This is a genomic window from Comamonas granuli NBRC 101663 (assembly GCF_000739995.1).
Taxonomy (GTDB): Bacteria; Pseudomonadota; Gammaproteobacteria; order Burkholderiales; family Burkholderiaceae_C; genus Simplicispira; species Simplicispira granuli.
Window position 1 is genome coordinate 43,931 of the sequence record NZ_BBJX01000012.1, and the last position, 19,609, is coordinate 63,539.

Genomic DNA, 19,609 nt, shown 5'->3' on the forward strand with positions numbered 1-19,609 from the left:
CAGGCCGCCGCCCGGAGCGGGGCCCTACAATGGCGCCCATTATTCCCAAATTCCATCCAGGCGTGCCGTGGGCCCACACATACAACGACAAAGCCGTGCGCCACGCCTGGACACCCGCCCGCAGCCCTGCACGGGCCTGGGCGCAGACCCGGTTTCAACTTCTGGAGCTTTCCCATGTCTGCACTCTTTGACGCGACCGCCCTGGTCGTACCGTTTGAGAACCTGAGAATGAGCGACGTCGAGGTCGTTGGCGGCAAGAACGCCAGCCTCGGCGAGATGATCTCGCAACTGCCGCAGGGCGTGCGCGTGCCCACGGGCTTTGCCACCACGGCGCATGCCTTCCGCGAGTTCCTCAAGCACGAGGGGCTGCACGAGCGCATCAGCCAGCGCCTGGCCGCGCTCGACACCGAAGACGTGCGCGCCCTGGCCGCCGCTGGCGCCGAGATCCGCGGCTGGGTCGAGGCCCAGCCCTTCCCCGCAGACCTGGAAAAGGCCGTGCGCGATGCCTTTGCGCAACTGAGCGCGGGCACCCCGCACGCCAGCTTCGCCGTGCGCTCGTCCGCCACGGCCGAGGACCTGCCCGACGCCTCCTTCGCCGGCCAGCAGGAAACCTTTTTGAACGTGCACGGCATCGACGAGGTGCTGCACAAGATGAAGGAGGTGTTCGCCTCCCTCTACAACGACCGCGCCATCAGCTACCGCGTGCACAAGGGCTTTGCGCACGATGTGGTGGCCCTGTCGGCGGGCGTGCAGCGCATGGTGCGCTCCGACCTGGGCGCGGCGGGCGTGATGTTCACCATCGACACCGAGAGCGGCTTTGAGGACGTGGTGTTCATCACCAGCAGCTACGGCCTGGGCGAGACGGTGGTGCAGGGCGCCGTGAACCCCGACGAGTTCTACGTGCACAAGCCCATGCTCAAGGCGGGCAAGCAGGCGGTGATCCGCCGCAACCTCGGCAGCAAGCTGATCCAGATGGTGTTCTCCACGCCCGACGAGAAGAAGGCCACGGGCAAGCTGGTCAAGACCATCGACGTGCCGGCCGAGCAGCGCAACCGCTATTCGCTCACCGACGCCGAGGTGGCGCAACTGGCGCACTACGCGCTGGTCATCGAGCAGCACTACGGCCGCCCCATGGACATCGAATGGGGCAAGGACGGCGAGGACGGCCAACTCTACATCCTGCAGGCGCGCCCCGAGACGGTGAAGAGCCAGGTGCAGGGCCAGGCCGAGCTGCGCTACAAGCTCAAGGGCACGGGCACGGTGCTGGCCGAGGGCCGCGCCATCGGCCAGAAGATCGGCACGGGCCCGGTGCGCCTGGTGCACAACATTTCCGAGATGGACAAGGTGCAGCCCGGCGACGTGCTCGTCACCGACATGACCGACCCCAACTGGGAGCCGGTGATGAAGCGCGCCAGCGCCATCGTCACCAACCGCGGCGGGCGCACCTGCCACGCGGCCATCATCGCGCGCGAACTGGGTATTCCGGCCGTGGTGGGCTGCGGCAACGCCACCGACAAGCTGAGCGACGGCACCCTGGTCACCGTGAGCTGCGCCGAGGGCGACACCGGCAAGATCTACGACGGCCTGCTGGAAACCGAGGTCACCGAGGTGCAGCGCGGCACCATGCCCAAGATTGCCACCAAGATCATGATGAACGTGGGCAACCCGCAGCTCGCCTTCGACTTCGCTCAGTTGCCCAACGAGGGCGTGGGCCTGGCGCGGCTGGAGTTCATCATCAACAACAACATCGGCGTGCACCCCAAGGCCATCCTGGACTACCCGGCCGTCGATGCCGACCTGAAGAAGGCCGTGGAATCCGTGGCGCGCGGCCACGCCTCGCCCCGTGCCTTCTACGTCGACAAGGTGGCCGAGGGCGTGGCCACCATCGCTGCGGCCTTCTGGCCCAAGCCGGTCATCGTGCGCCTGTCCGACTTCAAGAGCAACGAGTACCGCAAGCTCATCGGCGGCAGCCGCTACGAGCCCGAGGAAGAGAACCCCATGCTGGGCTTCCGCGGCGCGGCGCGCTACGTGAGCGCGGACTTCGGCGAAGCCTTTGCCATGGAGTGCGAGGCCTTGAAGCGCGTGCGCAACGACATGGGCCTGACCAACGTGCAGGTCATGGTGCCCTTTGTGCGCACGCTGGGCCAGGCCGAGCGCGTGACCAAGCTGCTGGCGCAGCATGGCCTGCAGCGCGGCGAGAACGAGCTCAAGCTCATCATGATGTGCGAGATCCCGAGCAACGCCATCCTGGCCGAGCGCTTCCTGGAGTTCTTCGACGGCTTCTCCATCGGCTCCAACGACCTGACCCAGCTCACCCTGGGCCTGGACCGCGACTCGGGTCTGGAACTGCTGGCCGCTGACTTCGACGAGCGCGACCCGGCCGTGGAGGCGCTGATCCACCTGGCCATCCAGGCCTGCCGCGCGCAGGGCAAGTACATCGGCATCTGCGGCCAGGGCCCCAGCGACCACCCGGACTTCGCCCAGTGGCTGGCCCGGGAGGGCATCACGTCCATCTCGCTCAACCCCGACAGCGTGATGGCCACCTGGCAGCAACTGGCGGGCTGAGCGCGCCGCCCCGCGAGAACCCGTCTCCGGTCCCCGCATGCCGCCCGCGCCCCCACCTGCACCCGAAGCCCCGCAGGGCGTGCTGTTCCCGCCCGACCTGCACGACGTGCGCCACCTGCAGCTCAAGGGGGCGCTGCTGCTGCTGTGGATGCTGGTGTCCTTCGTCGCCATGTACTTTGCGCGCGAGCTCGGCAGCATCGTGGTGGCGGGCTGGCCGCTGGGCTACTGGATCGCGGCGCAGGGCGGGGTGCTGGTGTTCATCGCCATCGTGGTGGCCTACGGCTGGGCCATGAATCGGCTCGAACGCATCGACGCCCAGACGCAAACCCCGCAGGGCCCGGAGTCCGGTGCACGGCGCCATGGCTGAGGACCAGGACGCGCGCAGCTACCAGTGGCGGCTGCACCGCATCCTGGCGCTGTACGTGGGCGGGGTGCTGTGCTTTCTCGCCCTCATGGCCTGGGCCGAGGCGCAGGGGCTGGCGCGCCACTGGATCGGGCCGATCTTCCTGTTCCTCTCGGTCATGGTGTACGCGGGCATCGGCGTCTACGGCCGCACCACCGATGCCGACGAGTACTACGTCGCCGGCCGGCGCATCCCGCCGGTCTACAACGGCATGGCCGCCGCCGCCGACTGGATGAGCGCCGCCTCATTCATCAGCCTCTCGGGCGCGCTGTACCTGCAGGGCTTCGGCGGCACCACCGACAGCGCCGGGGGCCTGGCCTACCTGCTGGGCTGGACGGGGGGCTTCTGCCTGGTCGCCATCCTCGTGGCGCCGCACCTGCGCGCCATGGGGCTGTACACCATTCCGGACTTCTTCCACGTGCGCTTTGGCGGGCGCTGGCCGCGCGTCATCGCCGCGCTGGCGGCGGTGCTCACCTCGTTCACCTACGTGGTCGCGCAAATCTACGGCGTGGGCCTGATCGCCTCGCGCCTGACGGGCGTGCAGTTCGAGATCGGCATCATGCTGGGCCTGGGCGGCGTGCTGCTGTGCTCCTTCCTGGGCGGCATGCGCGCCATCACCTGGACGCAGGTGGCGCAGTACGTGGTGCTGCTGCTGGCCTTTCTCATCCCCGTCTCCTGGCTGGCGTACAAGCAGCTCGGCAACCCCGTGGCGCCGCTGGTCTACGGCCAGCAGATCGGCAAGATCGCCGACCTGGAGGTGCAACTGCTCGCCTCGCCCGCCGAGGAGCAGGTCGTCGCCGTCTACCTGCAGCGTGCGCGCGACTACGAGGCGCGCCTGCAGAACGTGGAGCATGCGCTCGAGGAGGAGCGCCGCGCCATCCAGGACCGCATCCGCAAGCTGCGCTCGCACAACGCCGACGTGGGCCTGATCATCGCCGCCAGCCGCGAGCTCGCGGCCCTGCCGCGCGATGCCGAGGTGGCGCGCGAGCGCTGGACGCGCCTGATGCGCGAGAACTACGCCCGCGCCCAGCCCCTGGGCGGCCTGCCGCCGCACAGCCGGGCGTTTGCCGGCTACCCCGACGGCACGCCCGAGGAGCAGCAGGCCTATTCCGACTCGCGGCGCAACTTCCTTGCGCTGATGTTCTGCCTCATGGTGGGCACGGCCGGCATGCCGCACCTGCTCACGCGCTACTACACCGCGCCCTCGGTGGCCGGGGCGCGTGCGTCGGTGGCCTGGTCGCTGTTCTTCATCGCGCTGCTGTACCTGAGCGCGCCGGCGCTCGCCGTGCTCGTGAAGTTCGAGGTCATGAACAACCTGGTCGGCAGCCGCTTCGACCAGTTGCCCAACTGGATCGCGCAGTGGGCGCGGGTCGATGCCTCGCTGCTGTCCATCGAGGACGTCAACCACGACGGCCTGGTGCAGTTCGGCGAGATCCGCCTGGGCGCCGACCTCATCATGCTGGCCACGCCCGAGCTCGGGGGGCTGCCCTACGTCATCTCCGGCCTGGTGGCCGCCGGCGGGCTGGCGGCGGCGCTCTCCACGGCCGACGGCCTGCTGCTGACCATCAGCAATGCGCTGGTGCGCGACCTGTACTTCCAGTCCCGCCCGCGCAAGACCTCGTCCGAGCAGCGCGTGATCCTGAGCAAATTCACCCTGCTGGCCGTGGCCCTGGCGGCGGCCTTCGTCGCGGCCCTCAAGGCCTCGGACATCCTGCCGCTGGTCTCGGCCTCGTTCTCGCTCGCGGCCTCGGCCTTCGTGCCGGTCATGGTGCTGGGCATCTTCTGGCGCGGCACCACGCGCCAGGGCGCCGTGGCGGGCATGCTGTGCGGCCTGGGCGTGACCATGTACTACATGCTCTCGCACGTGGCGGGCGTGCGCGCCGTGCTGCCCGGCTGGCTGCTGGCCGACGGCCACTGGTTTGCCATCCAGCCCATCTCGGCCGGCGTGTTCGGCGTGCCCGCGGGCCTGGCGGCGGCCGTGCTGGTGAGCTGGGTCACGCGCCCGGCGCCGCCGCGGCCGCCGGTGCGCCTGGAGATGTGAGCGCGCTGTCTCAGCGCCCCACGTTGAGCAGCTCGACGTCGAACTTGAGCGTGGCGTTGGGCGGAATCACGCCGCCCGCGCCGCGCGCGCCGTAACCCAGGCCGGGGGGAATGATCAGCGTGCGCTGGCCACCCACCTTCATGCCTTGCACGCCTTCGTCCCAGCCCTGGATGACCATGCCCATGCCCAGGCCGAAGATGAAGGGGTCGTTGCGGTCGCGGCTGGAGTCGAACTTGGCGCCCTGCTGGCCGTCGTTGTAGAGCCAGCCCGTGTAGTGCACGGCGACCTGCATGCCGCGCGCGGCCTCGGCGCCGGTGCCGGCCACGGTGTCTTCGTACTGCAGGCCCGAGGGGGTGGTGGTCATGGCCATGGTGGTATTCCTGGTGCTATCAAAAAAAATAGCTTCCAGCACTGATGAACAGGGCGCTGGAAGCGAAAAACTCTGAAACCCGGGCGGGGCGCGGGAGCTTACTTGCGCGCGCGCCCGGCGGCCCAGCGGTTGGCAAAGGCCTGCACGTCCGAGAGGCGCTTGAGCAGGTCGGCCCCGGAGGCGGTCACAGCGTAGCCTTCGCTGCCGTGGTCGATGAGGCCGGCCTCGCGCAGCTCCTTGATGCGCGTGTTCAGCGTATTGGGGGTGATGCCGCCCACGCTGTCCTGCAGCAGACGGAAGGTTTGCGGATGTCCGTCGCGCAGCGCCCAAAGTACGCGCAGTGCGTAACGGCATTCGAGTTTCTCGAAGAGCTGGTGGATGGCTGCGTTTTCCTTGGAGCTCATGCGTGTTCTCCTGCGCTAAAGTGACTGAAAAACGATAGCACTATAGTAGCGTGGAATTGCCGTTGCTACAAGTTTGCTAGCTCGAAACGCACGGCAGACCTGCTTTGAGTTAAAAAAGTCCCGACAACTGTTTCGCCATGACGACATCCGCCGACGCCGCTTCCCCTGACCGACCGCTGCCGCTTGCCGGGCTGCGCGTGGTCGAGTTCTCCCACATGGTCATGGGGCCCACCTGCGGCATGGTGCTGGGCGACCTGGGCGCTGAGGTCATCAAGGTCGAGCCCATCGAGGGCGACCGCACGCGCCACCTGCTGGGCGCGGGGGCGGGCTTCTTCCCGCTGTTCAACCGCAACAAGAAAAGCATCGCCATCGACCTGCGCCACCCCGAGGGCCAGGCGGCGGCGCGCAAGCTGGCGCTCTCGGCCGACGTGGTGCTGCAGAACTTCAAGCCCGGCGCGCTGGCCAAGTACGGGCTGGACTACGCCGCCCTCAGTGCGGAGAACCTGCGCCTCATCTACGTCAACCACACGGGCTTTCTGCCCGGCCCCTACGAGCACCGCACGGCGCTGGACGAGGTGGTGCAGATGATGGGCGGCCTGGCCTACATGACCGGCCGCCCGGGCGACCCGCTGCGCGCGGGCTCCAGCGTGAACGACATCATGGGCGGCATGTTCGGCGCCATCGGCGCCATGGCGGCGCTGATGCAGCGCGGCATCACCGGGCGCGGGCAGGAGATCGACTCGGCCCTGTACGAGAACAACGTCTTTCTCGTCGGCCAGCACATGCTGCAGTACGCCATCACCGGCCAGCCCGCCGCGCCCATGCCCGAGCGCATTTCGTCCTGGGGCCTGTACGACGTGTTCAGCGTGAAGGACGGCGAGCAGATCTTCCTCGCCGCCGTGAGCGATGCGCAGTGGAACACCTTCTGCGACGCCCTGGGCTTTGCCGACCTCCAGGCCGACCCGCAGCTCGCCACCAACAACGACCGCGTGCGGGCCCGCGCCACCCTGCTGCCCGAGCTGCGCCAGAGGCTGGCTTCGCGCTCGGCGGCCGAGCTGTCCGACCTGTTCGAGCGCAACGGCCTGCCCTATGCGCCCATCCGGCGGCCCGAGCAGCTCTACGACGACCCGCACCTCAATGCCACGGGCGGCCTGGCCGAGATCACCCTGCCCGACGGCGACCTGGCGGGCCAGACCGTGCGCACCACGCTGTTCCCCCTGCGCATGGACGGCCAGCGCCTGGGCGTGCGCCTGGACCCGCCGCGGCGCGGTGAGCACACGCAGGAGCTGCTGGCCGGTTTGGGCTACGGCCCGGCGCAGGTGCAGGCGCTGCGGGAGGCCGGGGCGGTGGCCTGAGGGGTGTTCGTTTGCTACGAATGCGATAGCTGGTAGCGCTTTCTGGATGAGCGCTGCAGGCCGAAAATGCCGAACATTCCATGAAAAAGGCGCCTGTCTCCTTGCGGGGACAGGCGCCTGGGGCGGGGCTTCTTACAGCGAGTCGATGAAGCTGCGCAGCTTGTCGCTGCGGCTGGGGTGCTTCAACTTGCGCAGCGCCTTGGCCTCGATCTGGCGGATGCGTTCGCGCGTCACGTCGAACTGCTTGCCCACTTCCTCCAGCGTGTGGTCGGTGGACATCTCGATGCCGAAGCGCATGCGCAGCACCTTGGCCTCGCGCGGCGTGAGGCCGTCGAGGATGTCCTTGACCACGTCGCGCAGGCCGGCCTGCATGGCGGCGTCCACGGGCGCGGTGTTGGCGCTGTCCTCGATGAAGTCGCCCAGGTGGCTGTCGTCGTCGTCGCCGATGGGCGTTTCCATGGAGATCGGCTCCTTGGCGATCTTCATGATCTTGCGGATCTTGTCCTCGGGGATCTCCATCTTCTCGGCCAGGACGCTGGCGTCGGGCTCGAAGCCGAACTCCTGCAGGTGCTGGCGCGAGATGCGGTTCATCTTGTTGATGGTCTCGATCATGTGCACCGGGATGCGGATGGTGCGCGCCTGGTCGGCGATCGAGCGCGTGATGGCCTGGCGGATCCACCAGGTGGCGTAGGTCGAGAACTTGTAGCCGCGGCGGTATTCGAATTTATCGACCGCCTTCATCAGGCCGATGTTGCCTTCCTGGATCAGGTCCAGGAACTGCAGGCCGCGGTTGGTGTACTTCTTGGCGATGGAGATCACCAGGCGCAGGTTGGCCTCGATCATCTCCTTCTTGGCGTCGCGCGAGGCGGCCTCGCCCTCGTTCATGCGCTTGTTGATGTCCTTGAGCTCGGCCAGCGGCACCACCACGCGCGCCTGCAGGTCCATGAGCTTTTGCTGCAGGTCCTGGATGGGCGGAATGTTGCGCCCCATGACGGTGCTCCAGGGCTTGCCGGCAGCAGCCTGCTTTTCCACCCACTTGAGGTTGAGCAGGTTGGGCGGGAATTCCTTGATGAAGGTCTCCTGCGGCATGCCGCACTTGTCCACGATGATGCGGCGCAGCTCGCGCTCCTTCTTGCGCACGTCGTCCACCTGGCCGCGCACCATGTCGCACAGCTTCTCGATGGTCTTGGCCGTGAAGCGGATGGTCATGAGCTCGGCCGAGAGGGCGTGCTGCGCCTTCATGTAGGTGGGCGAGCCGTAGCCTTCCTTGTCGTAGGCCTTGTGCACCTTCTCGAACATCTCGCGGATGCGGTCGAAGCGGCGCAGCGCCTCGTTCTTGAGCTCTTCGAGCTTCTTGGTCAGGGCCTTGGAGCCGCCCTTGCCGTCGTCGTCGTCGGCTTCGTCGTATTCGTCGAAGTCTTCCTCGGCCACGTAGTCGTCGTTCTCGTCGGCGTCCACGAAGCCGTCCACCACGGTGGAGATGACGATCTTGCCCTCGCGGATCTCCTCACCCATGTTGAGGATCTCGGCAATGGTCGCGGGCGAAGCGCTGATGGCCTCCATCATGGCCTGCAGGCCGCCTTCGATGCGCTTGGCGATCTCGATTTCGCCCTCGCGCGTGAGCAGCTCCACCGTGCCCATCTCGCGCATGTACATGCGCACCGGGTCGGTGGTGCGGCCGAATTCCGAGTCCACGGTGGACAGGGCGGCCTCGGCGGCTTCCTCGGCCTCTTCCTCGGTGGCGGCGGTCTGCGCGGTGTTGGTCAGCAGCAGGGTCTCGGCATCGGGGGTCTGCTCGTACACGGCCACGCCCATGTCGTTGAGCATGGAGATCACGACCTCCAGCGTCTCGGCGTCGATCAGCTTGTCGGGCAGGTGGTCGGAGATTTCGCCGTGCGTGAGGTAGCCGCGCGTCTTGCCCAGCTTGATCAGGGTCTTCAGGCGCGAGCGGCGCTTGGCCAGGTCTTCCTCGGAGAGCACGGTCTCGTCCAGGCCGAATTCCTTCATCAAGGCGCGTTCCTTGGCCTTGCTGATCTTCATGCGCAGGGGCTTGACCTTCTCGACCGTGTCCGCCACCTCGGGGATTTCCTCGGGCTCGCCTTCGAGCTCGGCCTCGATGTCCGACATGTCGGCGTCGTCAGCGACCTCTTCCTTGCCCTTGGCAGGCTTGCGGCCGCGCTTGGCGGGGGCCTTGGCGGCGGCGCCTGCGGCCTTGGCAGGGCGGCCGGGGCGCTTCTTGGGGGCTTCGGCTTCGTCGGCCACCTCGGTCTCGGCGACGGCTTTGGCGCGGGCCTTGGTCTTTTCTTCGGCGGCGGCGGGGGTCTTGGATGCGGGCTTGGTCACGGTCACGGAACGTTTCTTCTCGGGCGCTGCGGCGCTGGCAGGGGCCTTTTTAGGGGCGGCGGCCTGGGCGGGCGCCTTCTTGGCGGTTGCAGGGGAAGCCGTGCTGCCGGTGGTGGACTTGGGCGACTTCGCGGACTTTTGAGCGGGCATGGACGACCTCAGATTCAAAAAGAAGACAAAGAGAACACAAGCGCCACTATTCCCGGCGCGGGAGGCACGGCGAAGTCAGGGCTTCGCGGTTCGGGGGTAAAACCCCTGGGCAAGATGGGTGGGCGATCATTTGGTGTGCAGTCCTTGCGGTGGGGTGGGCCATTGCAGTGCCTGCAATATGCGTGGGTGTCACGGGGGCCCGGTCCGGAGGTGCTGCTGTCGCTCTTGCCGCGAGAAACTCTACATTATACCGTTAGCGGCATTTTTCAAGGGGTTTTCAGGGGTTGGGGCCCTGCGCTGCGATGCGGCCCAGCAGAGCGTTGCGTTTTTGCTCCAGGGCGCGGTAGTGCTCCAGGGCCTGGGGGTCCTGCGCCGCGCGCGCGATGAGCGCGCGCTGGCGCGCCTGGATGTCCTCGATCAGCATGCGGTCGAGCAGGCCGCGCAGCTCGCGCTGCAGTTCGGGCAGGTCGCCCTCGGTCTGGGCGTGGGCGCCGGTCATCACGTGCAGCGCCAGCGCCTCGCAGGGGTGCGTGCGCAGGCGCTCGCGCAGCACGGCCCAGGGCTGGGCGCCGTGGGCGTGGAACTGCTCCTCGATCCAGGCGAACAGCGGCCCGTGCGGCGCCTCCTGGGCGCACAGCACGGCGTGGTCCTCATGGTCCAGGTGCTCCAGGAAGTCCATGTGCGACAGCAGCAGGCGCGCCGCGTGGTCGATGCGTGCGCTGGGTAGGTTGCGCGGCAGGCGGGCCGGCGGGCTCCACACGGGGGCCGTGCGCGACCGCCCGGGCGGCCGGTGCGCGCCCGCCGGAGCGGCGCCGGCGCCGCGTGCGCCCGGGCCTGTGCGCGGCGCCGCGGGGGCCGGGCCCGGGGCGTGCGGCGTCTCGCGGGCATTGGCGCGCTGCCACAGGTCGAGCAGGTCGCGCGCGTCGAGCTGGGTCAGACCGGCGAGCTCGCCCAGCAACTGGCGCTTGAGTGCGCCGTCGGGCAGCAGGCTCCAGAGCGGGCGGGCGTGGCTGGCCATGAGTGCGCGCCCCTCGCCCGTGCCCAGGTCGCAGCCTTCGCTGGCGGCCTCCACGAGGAAGCGGCTGAGCGGCAGCGCGTCGCCCACGTGGCGCGCGAAGGCGTCGGCGCCGAAGGCGCGGATGAAGCTGTCGGGGTCGTGCTCGGCGGGCAGGAACAGGAACTTGATGGCGCGCGTGTCGCTGGCGTAGGGCAGGGCGCCTTCGAGCGCCTTGCGCGCCGCGCGCCGGCCCGCGGCGTCGCCGTCGAAGCTGAAGACCACCTGGTCCGTGAAGCGGAACAGCTTGTGCACGTGCTCGGGCGTGCAGGCCGTGCCCAGCGTGGCCACGGCGTTGGGAAAGCCGAGCTGGGCCAGTGCCACCACGTCCATGTAGCCCTCGGTGACCAGCGCGTAGCCCTGCTCGCGGATGGCGGCGCGCGCCTCGTACAGGCCGTAGAGCTCGCGGCCCTTGTGAAAGACCGGGGTCTCGGGCGAGTTGAGGTACTTGGGCTTGTCGTCGCCCAGCACGCGCCCGCCAAAGCCTATGCACTCGCCCTTGACGTTGCGGATGGGGAACATGATGCGGTCGCGAAAGCGGTCGTAGCGCTTGCCGTCGTCCTCGTTCACGATCACCAGCCCGGCCTCCTGCAGCAGGGGGCTGTCGTACTCCGGGAACACGCTGGCGAGGCTGCGCCAGCCCTCCGGGGCATAGCCCAGGCCGTAGTGCTTGGCCACGGCGCCCGATACGCCGCGCCCCTGCAGGTAGGCGATGGCGCGCGGCCCGGCCTTGAGGTGCTTGCGGTAGGCTGCGGCGGCGGTCTCCAGCACCTCGCTGAGCGTGGCCTGCTTTTTGCGCGCGGCGGCGGCGCGCTCGCGCTCCAGCGGCGAAACCTCCTCCTGCGGCACCACCAGGCCCGCGGCCTGCGCCAGATCCTGCACCGCCTCGATGAAGCCCATGCCCGCGTGCTCCATGAGAAAGCCGATGGCGTTGCCGTTGCGGCCGCAGCCGAAGCAGTGGTAGAACTGCTTGGACGGGCTGACGCTGAACGAGGGCGACTTCTCGCCGTGGAAAGGGCACAGGCCCATGTAGTTGGCCCCGCCCTTCTTGAGCTGCACGTAGCGCCCGACGACCTCGACGACGTCGGTGCGCGCGAGCAGCTCCTGGATGAATGGCTGGGGGATGGACACGCGGGTATTTTCGCCCAAGGGCGCGCGGGGGCGGGTTTTCAGGCTGGCGTCAGTCGTCTCTGTTGTAATGAAAAGTTCTGTTTTCCCCGCACCCGAAAAAGCCCGAGGAGCCCGCCGTGACCAGCATTTTTGACCAGCACCTGCCCCGCACCGAAGCCAACCATGCGCCGCTCTCGCCGCTGGCGTTCATCGAGCGCACAGCCGAGGTCTACCCCGAGCGCCTGGCCATCGTGCACGGCAGCCTGCGCCAGACCTGGGCCCAGACCTACGCGCGCTGCCGCCGGCTCGCCAGCGCCCTGCAGCGCGCCGGCATAGGCAAGAACGACACCGTGGCCGTGATGCTGCCCAACACCCCACCCATGGTGGAGGCGCATTTCGGCGTGCCCATGGCCGGTGCCGTGCTCAATGCGCTGAACACGCGCCTGGACCCCGAGGCCATCGCCTTCATGCTCGACCATGGCGAGGCCAAGGCCGTGATCGTGGACCCGGAGTTCGCGCCCACCATGGCCAAGGCGCTGGCGCTGCGCCAGTCGCAGGCGCCGCTGCTGCTCATCGACGTGGAGGACGCCGTCTACGGCCCGGCCGCGCAGCGCCTGGGCACGCAGACCTACGAGGACTTCCTGGCCCAGGGCGATGCGCAGTTCGCCTGGGAGCTGCCGGGCGACGAGTGGGACGCCATCGCGCTCAACTACACCTCAGGCACCACGGGCAACCCCAAGGGCGTGGTCTACCACCACCGCGGCGCCTACACCAACGCCATCAGCAACGTGCTGGAATGGGACATGCCCAAGCACGCCGTGTACCTGTGGACGCTGCCCATGTTCCACTGCAACGGCTGGTGCTTTCCCTGGACGGTGGCGGCGCGCGCGGGCGTCAACGTGTGCCTGCGCCGCGTGGAGGCGCAGGCCATCTTCGATGCCATCCGCCAGCACGGCGTCACGCACTACTGCGGCGCGCCCATCGTGCACGGCCTGCTGGTCAACGCCCCGGCCGCGCTGAAGGAGGGCGTGCCCGCCGGCGTCAAGGCCATGGTGGCGGGGGCGGCGCCGCCGGCCTCGATGATCGAGGGCATGGAGAAGATGGGCTTTGACCTGACCCATGTGTACGGCCTGACCGAGGTCTACGGCCCGGCCACCGTGTGCGCCCAGCACGAGGCGTGGAACGCGCTCGACATCGGCGAGCGCGCGCGCCTGAACGCGCGCCAGGGCGTGCGCTACCACCTGCAGCGCGCGGCGCGCGTGCTCGACCCCGAGACGATGCAGCCCGTGCCCTGGGACGGCGAGACCATGGGCGAGATCATGTTCCAGGGCAACATCGCCATGAAGGGCTACCTCAAGAACCCCAAGGCCACCGAAGAGGCCTTCCGCGGCGGCTGGTTCCACAGCGGCGACCTGGCGGTGCAGTACCCCGACGGCTACATCAAGATCAAGGACCGCAGCAAGGACATCATCATCTCGGGCGGCGAGAACATCTCGTCCATCGAGGTCGAGGACGTGCTCTACCGCCACCCCGACGTGCTCGCCGCCGCCGTGGTCGCCAAGCCCGACGCCAAGTGGGGCGAGACGCCCTGTGCCTTCGTCGAGCTCAAGGCCGGTGCCCAGACCACGCCCGAGGACATCGTGGCGCACTGCAGGAAGCACCTGGCCGGCTTCAAGGTGCCGCGCGCCGTGGTCTTTGGCGAACTGCCCAAGACCAGCACCGGCAAGATCCAGAAGTTCGAGCTGCGCAAGCAGGCCGGCTCGGCCGCGGCCATCGACGTCTGAATGCTATTGAATCAGTAGCTGCTGGCGCTTTTTGGATAAGCGCTGCAGCCCGATTTCATCCAAAAACGCCGAGCCCGCCCAGCATCACCAGCAGGATGAGCGGCGGCGTGACCCAGCGCAGCAGCCAGGCGATGGGGCCGGCCAGGCGGGCATGGGAGGGCGGGCCCTCCCCGCGCAGGGCCGCGCGCAGGGCCTGCGCGCCCCAGGCCCAGCCCACGAACAGCGCGATGCCGATGCCGCCCGCGGGCAGCAGCAGGTTGGACGAGAGGAAGTCCGCCCAGTCGAACAGCGAGCGCCCGCCGGGTTTGAAATGCGCCAGCGTGCTCTGGCTGAGCGCGCAGCCCGCGCCCGGCACCACGAGGGCGAGCAGCGTGAGCAGCGTGGCCCGCGCGCGCGACAGGCCCCAGCGCTCGTGCAGCGTGGCCACCGGCACCTCCATGAGCGAGAGCATGGCGCCCGTGGCGGCGATGGCCGTGAGCACGAAGAACGCCGCCATCAGCACCTGGCCCGCCGGCATCTGCGCGAACACCGCCGGGATGGTGATGAACACCAGCGAAGGCCCGGCCGATGGCGCAAAGCCGAAGCTGAACACCGCCGGGAAAATGGCCATGCCCGCCAGCAGCGACACGCACAGGTCGGCCGCCATGACGCGCGCGGCCGTGGCCGGGATGTTCTGCTGCGCGCCGAAATAGCTGCCGTAGGTCAGCATGGTGCCCATGCCGATGGACAGCTTGAAGAACGCCAGCCCCATGGCCGTGAGCACCACGGGCGCGCTGATCTTGTGCCACTCGGGCAGGAACAGAAAGGCCAGCGCCTGCGCCGCGCCGGGCAGCGTCAGGCTGTAGGCGCACAGCAGCAGCAGGAGCAGGAACAGCAGCGGCATGAGCTTCTTGGTCAGCGCCTCGATGCCTTTGGCCACGCCCAGGAGCAGGATGGCGCCGATGAAGCCCAGCACGCCCCATTGCCACAGCAGCGCGGACACGGGGTCGCCGATCAGCGCCTCGAAGGCCGCCTGCGTCACCGCCGGGTCGCTGCTGAGCAGTTGCCCGCCCAGCGCCTTGGCCACGTAGGCGAACACCCAGGCCACCACCTCGGAGTAGAACGACAGGATCAGAAAGGCCGCCAGCATGCCCGCCACGCCCAGCAGCCACCAGGGCTGGCCCGCGGGTGCGAGCTGGCGCAGCGCCGTGATGGGGTTGGCGCGCGCCTGGCGGCCGATGCTGATCTCGGCCACCATCAGCGGCAGGCCGATGAGCAGCGTGGCCAGCAGGTACACGAGCAGAAAGCCCGCGCCGCCGTTGGCGCCGGTGAGTGAGGGGAACTTCCAGATATTGCCCAGGCCCACGGCGGAGCCCAGGGTGGCGGCGAGCACGCCGAAACCGGAGGTGAAACTGCCGCGCGCGGTAGCGGCGACGGGGGCGTGCGAACGCCCGGCAGAGCGGGGTGTGCTCATGATTTGATAGCTGCTTGCGCAGGTCGGTAGTGCGCGAACGGCCTATTTTGCCCCAAAGATCGTGAGCCGGCTCTCAGGCGCGCTGCGGCCCGGCGCGGCCGTCCTCGACCACGAAGCGCGCCAGCACCTGGGCGCCGCTGTCGGCGCGCAGCGGGTCGTCCACGGCGTGCAGCGTGGTCGTCCAGAGCCGGGGCGTGAGCTCCGCCAGGGCCCAGCCGCGCTCGGCGCAGCGCGCCAGCAGCACATGCGGGTTGTGGCGCGCGATGGCGTCCAGCCGCTCCTGCGTGGTGCCCGCGCGCGAGCTGATCGAGGTGCCGCAGAACTCGCTGGCCAGCACGGGCGAGGCGGGGTCGCCGGGGTCGGCGTGCACGCGGCAGACATAGTTCTGGTGGATGTCGCCGCCCAGCAGCACGGTGTTGCGCTGCGGGTGGCGCTCCAGGGCCTGCAGCAGGCGCACGCGGGCGCCGGGGTAGCCGTCCCAGGTGTCGGTGCTGCGCAGGCCCGAGGGGTAGTGGCGCGGGGCAAACAGCGTCTGCTGCGCGAGCACGCTCCAGCACGGCGCCTGCCGGGCGAGCTGGCGCGCCAGCCACTGCTCCTGCGCCGCGCCCAGCAGCGTGCGCTCTGGCTCGTGCCAGGCAGGGCAGGCGTGCGGGTGCACGCTGGCCGCGCCGCTGCTGCCCGGGGCGCGGCAGGCCTGCCAGTCGCGGTACTGGCGCGTGTCCAGCAGGTGGATGCGCGCCAGCCGCCCCCAGTCCAGGCTGCGGTAGAGCCCCAGCGCCTGCCCGCCCTGCGCCCGGCGCGCCGCGCGCAGCGGCATGTTCTCGCCAAAGGCCTGCCAGGCCGCCAGGCGCTGCTCCAGGAAGGCCAGCGGGTCGGCCTCGCGCCCCAGCGTGCCGGCCCAGTCGTTCTGCACCTCGTGGTCGTCCCAGGTCACGCTCCAGGGGCAGGCGGCGTGCGCCTCCTGCAGTTGCGGGTCGCTCTTGTGCAGGGCGTAGCGGTCGCGGTAGTCCTGCAGGGTGCGGGCATGGCGCAGGCCGTGCACGCGCGCCAGGCCCGTGGTGTCGCGCGGGCTGGCGTATTCGTAGATGTAGTCGCCCAGGAAGAGCACCAGGTCGGGCGCCTGCGCCGCCACATGGCCCCAGGCGGCGTAGTGGCCGTGCTCCCAGCGCTGGCAGGAGGCAAAGGCCAGGCGCAGGCGCGCGGGCAGGGCGCCGGGGGCGGGTGCGGTGCGCGTGCGGCCGGTGCGGCTCACGGCGTCGCCGCAGCGGAAGCGGTAGTGGTACCAGCGCCCCGGCGCCAGCCCCTGCAGCTCCACGTGCACGCTGTAGCCCCAGGCGGGCAGGGCCAGGGCCTGGCCGCGCTGCACCGGGCGGCGAAAGTGCGCGTCCTCCGCCAGCTCCCAGTGCACGGTGAGGGCGGCGGGCGGCGCATCGGCGCCGGGCACCAGGCGCGTCCACAGCACCACGCCGTCGGGCGTGGGGTCGCCGCTGGCCACGCCCAGGGTGAAGGGGTCGTCGCGCAGCGGCGGCGTGCGCCCCCAGCCGCTGTGCGGCCAGGGCGTGGCGGCGGCCAGCGCAGCGCGCAGCAGCCATTGGCGGCGAAGAGAGTCCATCGGAGTGCAGGGCGTGAGTGCAAACGCCATTGTGGGCCCAGGGGCGGCGTGCGATCATGGCTCCCGTCGGCAGAACAGGATGGAGGCGCGATGGCACGGTCAGGGGGGGCGGGGGAACAAGGGGTGGAAAAAAAGAGCACAGGATCGGAGGGCGCCGCCCCGGAGGAGGGCGCGGCAGACGCGCCCGGGCAGCGCCGCAGGGGCATGGTGCGCCGGCGCATGCTGCTGGCCGGAGCCGCGCAGGCCCTGCTGCTGCCGGGCGGCGTGGCCTGGGCGGCCAAGCCCGTGCTGCGCGTGCTCGCCTGGCCCGGCTACGCCGATGCCGACGCCGTCAAGGCCTTCGAGGCGCGCCATGGCGTGCAGGTGGAGCTCACCGTCGTCGGCTCCGACGACGTGCTGCGCGCGCGCCTGGCGGACGAGCGCGGCGGCGGCTACGACGTGGTGGCCGCCAACACCGTGGAGCTGGCGGCCCTGCGGGCGCAGGGCGCGCTGGCGGCGCTCACGCCCGCGGACATTCCCCAGATGGCGCGCCAGTTGCCGCGTTTTCGCAGCCCCATCCCCGGCATCGTCCATGACGGGCAGGTCTACGCCGTGCCCTACACCTACTCCGAGATGGGCCTGATCTACGACCGGCGGCAGGTCCCCACGGCGCCCTCGTCGCTCGCGGCGCTGTGGGACGCGCGCTGGCAGGGCAAGGTGCTGGCCTTCGACGGCAGCAGCCACGGTTTTTCGCTGGCCGCCATGGCGCAGGGCCTGCCCCCGTTCCAGATCGCCGGCGGGCAGTTCGCCGCGCTGGCGCGCCGCCTGGTCGCTTTGCGGCGCAACCTGCTGTCGTTCTACGCGCTGCCCGAGGAGGCGGTGGAGCTGTTTCGCCGCCACCAGGTCGCCGTGATGCATGCCAACTACGGCCAGCAGCAGCTCAAGCTGCTGCGCGATGCCGGGCTCGATGTGGGCTACGTGGTGCCGCGCGAGGGTGCGCTGGCCTGGCTGGACTGCTGGGCCATTTTGCGCCGCTCGCCGCAGCAGGCGCTGGCAGCGCGCTGGATAGACCACCTGCTCGAGCCCGCCGCCAGCCGCGAGTTCACGCGCCGCCAGGGTCTGGCCAATACGCTGGAAGAGCCCACGGCGCTGGATGCGGCCCATCTGCTGGGGCCGCTGGCCTGGCTGGAGCCCGTCGAGGACGGCGCGCGGCGCGAGCGCCTGTGGCGGCGCATCATCGCCGGTGACCGGCTGGAGACCTTCTGAATGCGCTGGAACATAGGACAACGGCTGGGCCTGCTGCTTGCCAGCTTCAGCGTGCTGGCGGCGCTGGTGCTGGGCTACCTCACCTACACGGCGGCGCGCGACATGCTTGAGCAGCGCGCCCAGCGCACCCTGCAGCGCACGGCGCGCGTGCTGGCAGCCCAGTTGCAGTCGGGCTTTGACAGCGTGGGGCGCGATGCGACCGTGCTGGCGCACCTGGCCGCCAGCCCCACGGTGCAGCAGGCGGCAGCGCACCGGCAGGTGCTGGCCGATGCCTTCCAGTCCCTGCTGCTGGCGCGGCCGGCCTACCTGCAGGTGCGCTTCGTCGGCATGCAGGACCATGGCCTGGAGCTGGTGCGCGTGCACCGGCAGGCCGATGGCCGCGTTGCGCGCACGCCCGATGCGCAATTGCAGGAGAAGGCGCACTTCCCCTTCGTCTTCGAGACCCGGCGCCTGGCGCCGGGGCAGGTGTATCTGGGCGACTTCGGCACCAGCCTGGACGAGGCCCAGGGCCTGCCGGGGGAGGCGGTGTTCAGCGTCGCCGCCCCCGTGGTGGCCGGCACGGACGTGGTGGGCGTGGTCGAGGTGCGCGTGGATGCCTCGGTCTTTCTCGCGCGCGTGAGCGCGGGCCTGCCCGAACCCTATGGTTTCTACCTGGCCAACCGCTGGGGCGACTACCTGGTGCACCCCGAGCGCAGCAAGGCCTTCGGCTTCGAGCGCGGCGAGCGCGTGCTGGTGCAGGAGGAGTTTCCCTCCACCGCCGCCCTGCTCGACGGCGCTGCGGCGGAGCAGGGTTTTGCCCAGCCCGACGCGCAGGGCATGGACGAGGCCTACGCCTTCCTGCGCGTGCCCCAGGGCGTGCCCGAGAGCGGGCGCTTCCTGGTGATGGGCCTGTCCGAGCCCATGGCGGCCGTGCAGGCCGATGTGCAGCAACTGGGGCGCAGCATGCTGCAGATGCTGGCCGTGGTGGCGCTGGCGGCGCTGCTGCTGGCGGCCGGGGTGTCGCGCGTGGTCACCGGGCCGCTGCGCTCCGTGATGCGCGCCGCCGAGGCCTTCTCGCAGGGCCGCTCGCATGGGGATTTGCCGGTGGCGCGCCAGGACGAGCTGGGCGAGCTGGCGCGCAGCTTTGCCGACATGGAGGAGCAGATCCGCCGCCAGATGCACGAGCTCAACCGCAGCCGCGATGCCATGGCGCACCTGGCCCACCACGATCCGCTCACCGGCCTGCCCAACCGCCGCATGTTCGAGCAGCGCCTGCAGGAGGCGCTCGAGCGCGCGCAGCGCAGCGGGCGCTCCTGCATGGTGGTGTTCGTCGACCTCGACGATTTCAAGGCCGTGAACGACAAGCTCGGCCACGCCGTGGGCGACGCCGTGCTGCAGGCGGCGGCGCGCACCATCCGCGGCGCCGTGCGCCAGGTGGACACGGTGGCGCGCCTGGCGGGCGACGAGTTCACCGTGCTGTGCGAGAACGTGGACACCGAGGCGGACGCGCAGCGCGTGCTGGCCAAGCTGCGCCGCGCCTTCGAGGAGCCGCTGCCCATCGATGGCCGGCCCCTGGCCGTGCGCGCCAGCATGGGCGTGAGCCGCTACCCGCAGGACGCGCAGGACGCGCACACCCTGCTGGCCAGCGCCGACGCGGCCATGTACCGCAGCAAGAAGCAGCGCGGCGGCGAGTGAGGGTGCGGGTGCTATTTTTTCAATAGCTGCCTGCGCTTGCCGGCAG

Annotated in this window: 13 protein-coding genes; 7 read left to right on the plus strand and 6 right to left on the minus strand. The window is 69.9% G+C overall.

The window, feature by feature from the left end; genetic code table 11:
• Positions 1-174: 174 nt before the first annotated feature.
• From ppsA to CGR01S_RS12725, 3 genes are read left to right on the plus strand one after another with little or no spacing between them, the layout of a single operon-like run.
• Positions 175-2,565 carry a phosphoenolpyruvate synthase gene (gene ppsA, locus CGR01S_RS12715; protein ID WP_042427724.1) on the plus strand — a complete coding sequence of 797 codons (2,391 nt, stop codon included), beginning with the start codon at positions 175-177 and terminating at the stop codon, positions 2,563-2,565.
• Positions 2,566-2,602: 37 nt separating this feature from the next.
• Complete coding sequence (locus CGR01S_RS12720) at positions 2,603-2,932, plus strand: DUF4212 domain-containing protein (RefSeq protein ID WP_042427727.1); 330 nt, start codon at positions 2,603-2,605, stop codon at positions 2,930-2,932.
• Positions 2,925-5,009: a VC_2705 family sodium/solute symporter gene (locus CGR01S_RS12725; protein WP_042427828.1), complete on the plus strand. Its 2,085-nt coding sequence runs from the start codon at positions 2,925-2,927 to the stop codon at positions 5,007-5,009. The genes CGR01S_RS12720 and CGR01S_RS12725 overlap by 8 nt, the downstream gene beginning before the upstream one ends.
• A gap of 10 nt (positions 5,010-5,019) precedes the next feature.
• Here CGR01S_RS12725 and CGR01S_RS12730 read toward each other — a convergent pair whose 3' ends face one another.
• Positions 5,020-5,379 (minus strand): FKBP-type peptidyl-prolyl cis-trans isomerase, encoded by a 360-nt coding sequence (locus CGR01S_RS12730; protein ID WP_042427730.1) that lies wholly within the window; start codon positions 5,377-5,379, stop codon positions 5,020-5,022.
• 98 nt (positions 5,380-5,477) lie between these two features.
• Entirely contained in the window at positions 5,478-5,783 is a 306-nt protein-coding gene (locus CGR01S_RS12735) for a winged helix-turn-helix transcriptional regulator (protein ID WP_042427733.1), read from the minus strand.
• Positions 5,784-5,920: 137 nt separating this feature from the next.
• On the opposite strand from CGR01S_RS12735, the gene CGR01S_RS12740 reads away from it, so the two are divergent.
• Positions 5,921-7,138, plus strand: a complete 1,218-nt coding sequence (locus tag CGR01S_RS12740; RefSeq protein ID WP_042427737.1) for a CaiB/BaiF CoA transferase family protein — start codon at positions 5,921-5,923, stop codon at positions 7,136-7,138.
• 132 nt (positions 7,139-7,270) lie between these two features.
• Here the strand turns inward: CGR01S_RS12740 and rpoD are convergent, their stop codons facing one another.
• Both rpoD and dnaG read right to left on the minus strand, forming a co-directional pair.
• Positions 7,271-9,631 (minus strand): RNA polymerase sigma factor RpoD, encoded by a 2,361-nt coding sequence (gene rpoD / locus CGR01S_RS12745; protein WP_042427740.1) that lies wholly within the window; start codon positions 9,629-9,631, stop codon positions 7,271-7,273.
• Positions 9,632-9,908: 277 nt separating this feature from the next.
• Positions 9,909-11,816: a DNA primase gene (gene dnaG / locus CGR01S_RS12750; protein WP_042427832.1), complete on the minus strand. Its 1,908-nt coding sequence runs from the start codon at positions 11,814-11,816 to the stop codon at positions 9,909-9,911.
• A gap of 116 nt (positions 11,817-11,932) precedes the next feature.
• Here dnaG and CGR01S_RS12755 point away from each other — a divergent pair, with 116 nt between their 5' ends.
• Positions 11,933-13,579 carry an acyl-CoA synthetase gene (locus tag CGR01S_RS12755; protein WP_042427743.1) on the plus strand — a complete coding sequence of 549 codons (1,647 nt, stop codon included), beginning with the start codon at positions 11,933-11,935 and terminating at the stop codon, positions 13,577-13,579.
• 55 nt (positions 13,580-13,634) lie between these two features.
• Here CGR01S_RS12755 and CGR01S_RS12760 read toward each other — a convergent pair whose 3' ends face one another.
• Together CGR01S_RS12760 and CGR01S_RS12765 are read right to left on the minus strand one after the other, a co-directional pair.
• Positions 13,635-15,032 (minus strand): sodium-dependent transporter, encoded by a 1,398-nt coding sequence (locus tag CGR01S_RS12760; RefSeq protein ID WP_042427746.1) that lies wholly within the window; start codon positions 15,030-15,032, stop codon positions 13,635-13,637.
• A gap of 73 nt (positions 15,033-15,105) precedes the next feature.
• A complete protein-coding gene (locus tag CGR01S_RS12765) occupies positions 15,106-16,644 on the minus strand; it encodes an alkaline phosphatase D family protein (RefSeq protein WP_042427748.1) in 1,539 nt (512 codons plus the stop codon).
• A 219-nt stretch (positions 16,645-16,863) separates the two neighbouring features.
• On the opposite strand from CGR01S_RS12765, the gene CGR01S_RS12770 reads away from it, so the two are divergent.
• Together CGR01S_RS12770 and CGR01S_RS12775 are read left to right on the plus strand one after the other, a co-directional pair.
• Positions 16,864-17,889 (plus strand): extracellular solute-binding protein, encoded by a 1,026-nt coding sequence (locus tag CGR01S_RS12770; RefSeq protein ID WP_156967571.1) that lies wholly within the window; start codon positions 16,864-16,866, stop codon positions 17,887-17,889.
• Positions 17,890-19,563 (plus strand): GGDEF domain-containing protein, encoded by a 1,674-nt coding sequence (locus tag CGR01S_RS12775; protein ID WP_042427753.1) that lies wholly within the window; start codon positions 17,890-17,892, stop codon positions 19,561-19,563. It begins immediately after the preceding gene.
• The last annotated feature ends 46 nt before the right edge of the window (positions 19,564-19,609 follow it).

Bases quoted from the DNA above. Each gene is read 5' to 3' on its own strand.
- CGR01S_RS12730 (WP_042427730.1), bottom strand. From the start codon at position 5,379: ATGGCCATGACCACCACCCCCTCGGGCCTGCAGTACGAAGACACCGTG.
- ppsA (WP_042427724.1), top strand. From the start codon at position 175: ATGTCTGCACTCTTTGACGCGACCGCCCTGGTCGTACCGTTTGAGAAC.
- CGR01S_RS12775 (WP_042427753.1), top strand. From the start codon at position 17,890: ATGCGCTGGAACATAGGACAACGGCTGGGCCTGCTGCTTGCCAGCTTC.
- CGR01S_RS12725 (WP_042427828.1), top strand. From the start codon at position 2,925: ATGGCTGAGGACCAGGACGCGCGCAGCTACCAGTGGCGGCTGCACCGC.
- CGR01S_RS12720 (WP_042427727.1), top strand. From the start codon at position 2,603: ATGCCGCCCGCGCCCCCACCTGCACCCGAAGCCCCGCAGGGCGTGCTG.
- CGR01S_RS12760 (WP_042427746.1), bottom strand. From the start codon at position 15,032: ATGAGCACACCCCGCTCTGCCGGGCGTTCGCACGCCCCCGTCGCCGCT.
- CGR01S_RS12735 (WP_042427733.1), bottom strand. From the start codon at position 5,783: ATGAGCTCCAAGGAAAACGCAGCCATCCACCAGCTCTTCGAGAAACTC.
- CGR01S_RS12740 (WP_042427737.1), top strand. From the start codon at position 5,921: ATGACGACATCCGCCGACGCCGCTTCCCCTGACCGACCGCTGCCGCTT.
- CGR01S_RS12765 (WP_042427748.1), bottom strand. From the start codon at position 16,644: ATGGACTCTCTTCGCCGCCAATGGCTGCTGCGCGCTGCGCTGGCCGCC.
- rpoD (WP_042427740.1), bottom strand. From the start codon at position 9,631: ATGCCCGCTCAAAAGTCCGCGAAGTCGCCCAAGTCCACCACCGGCAGC.
- CGR01S_RS12770 (WP_156967571.1), top strand. From the start codon at position 16,864: ATGCTGCTGGCCGGAGCCGCGCAGGCCCTGCTGCTGCCGGGCGGCGTG.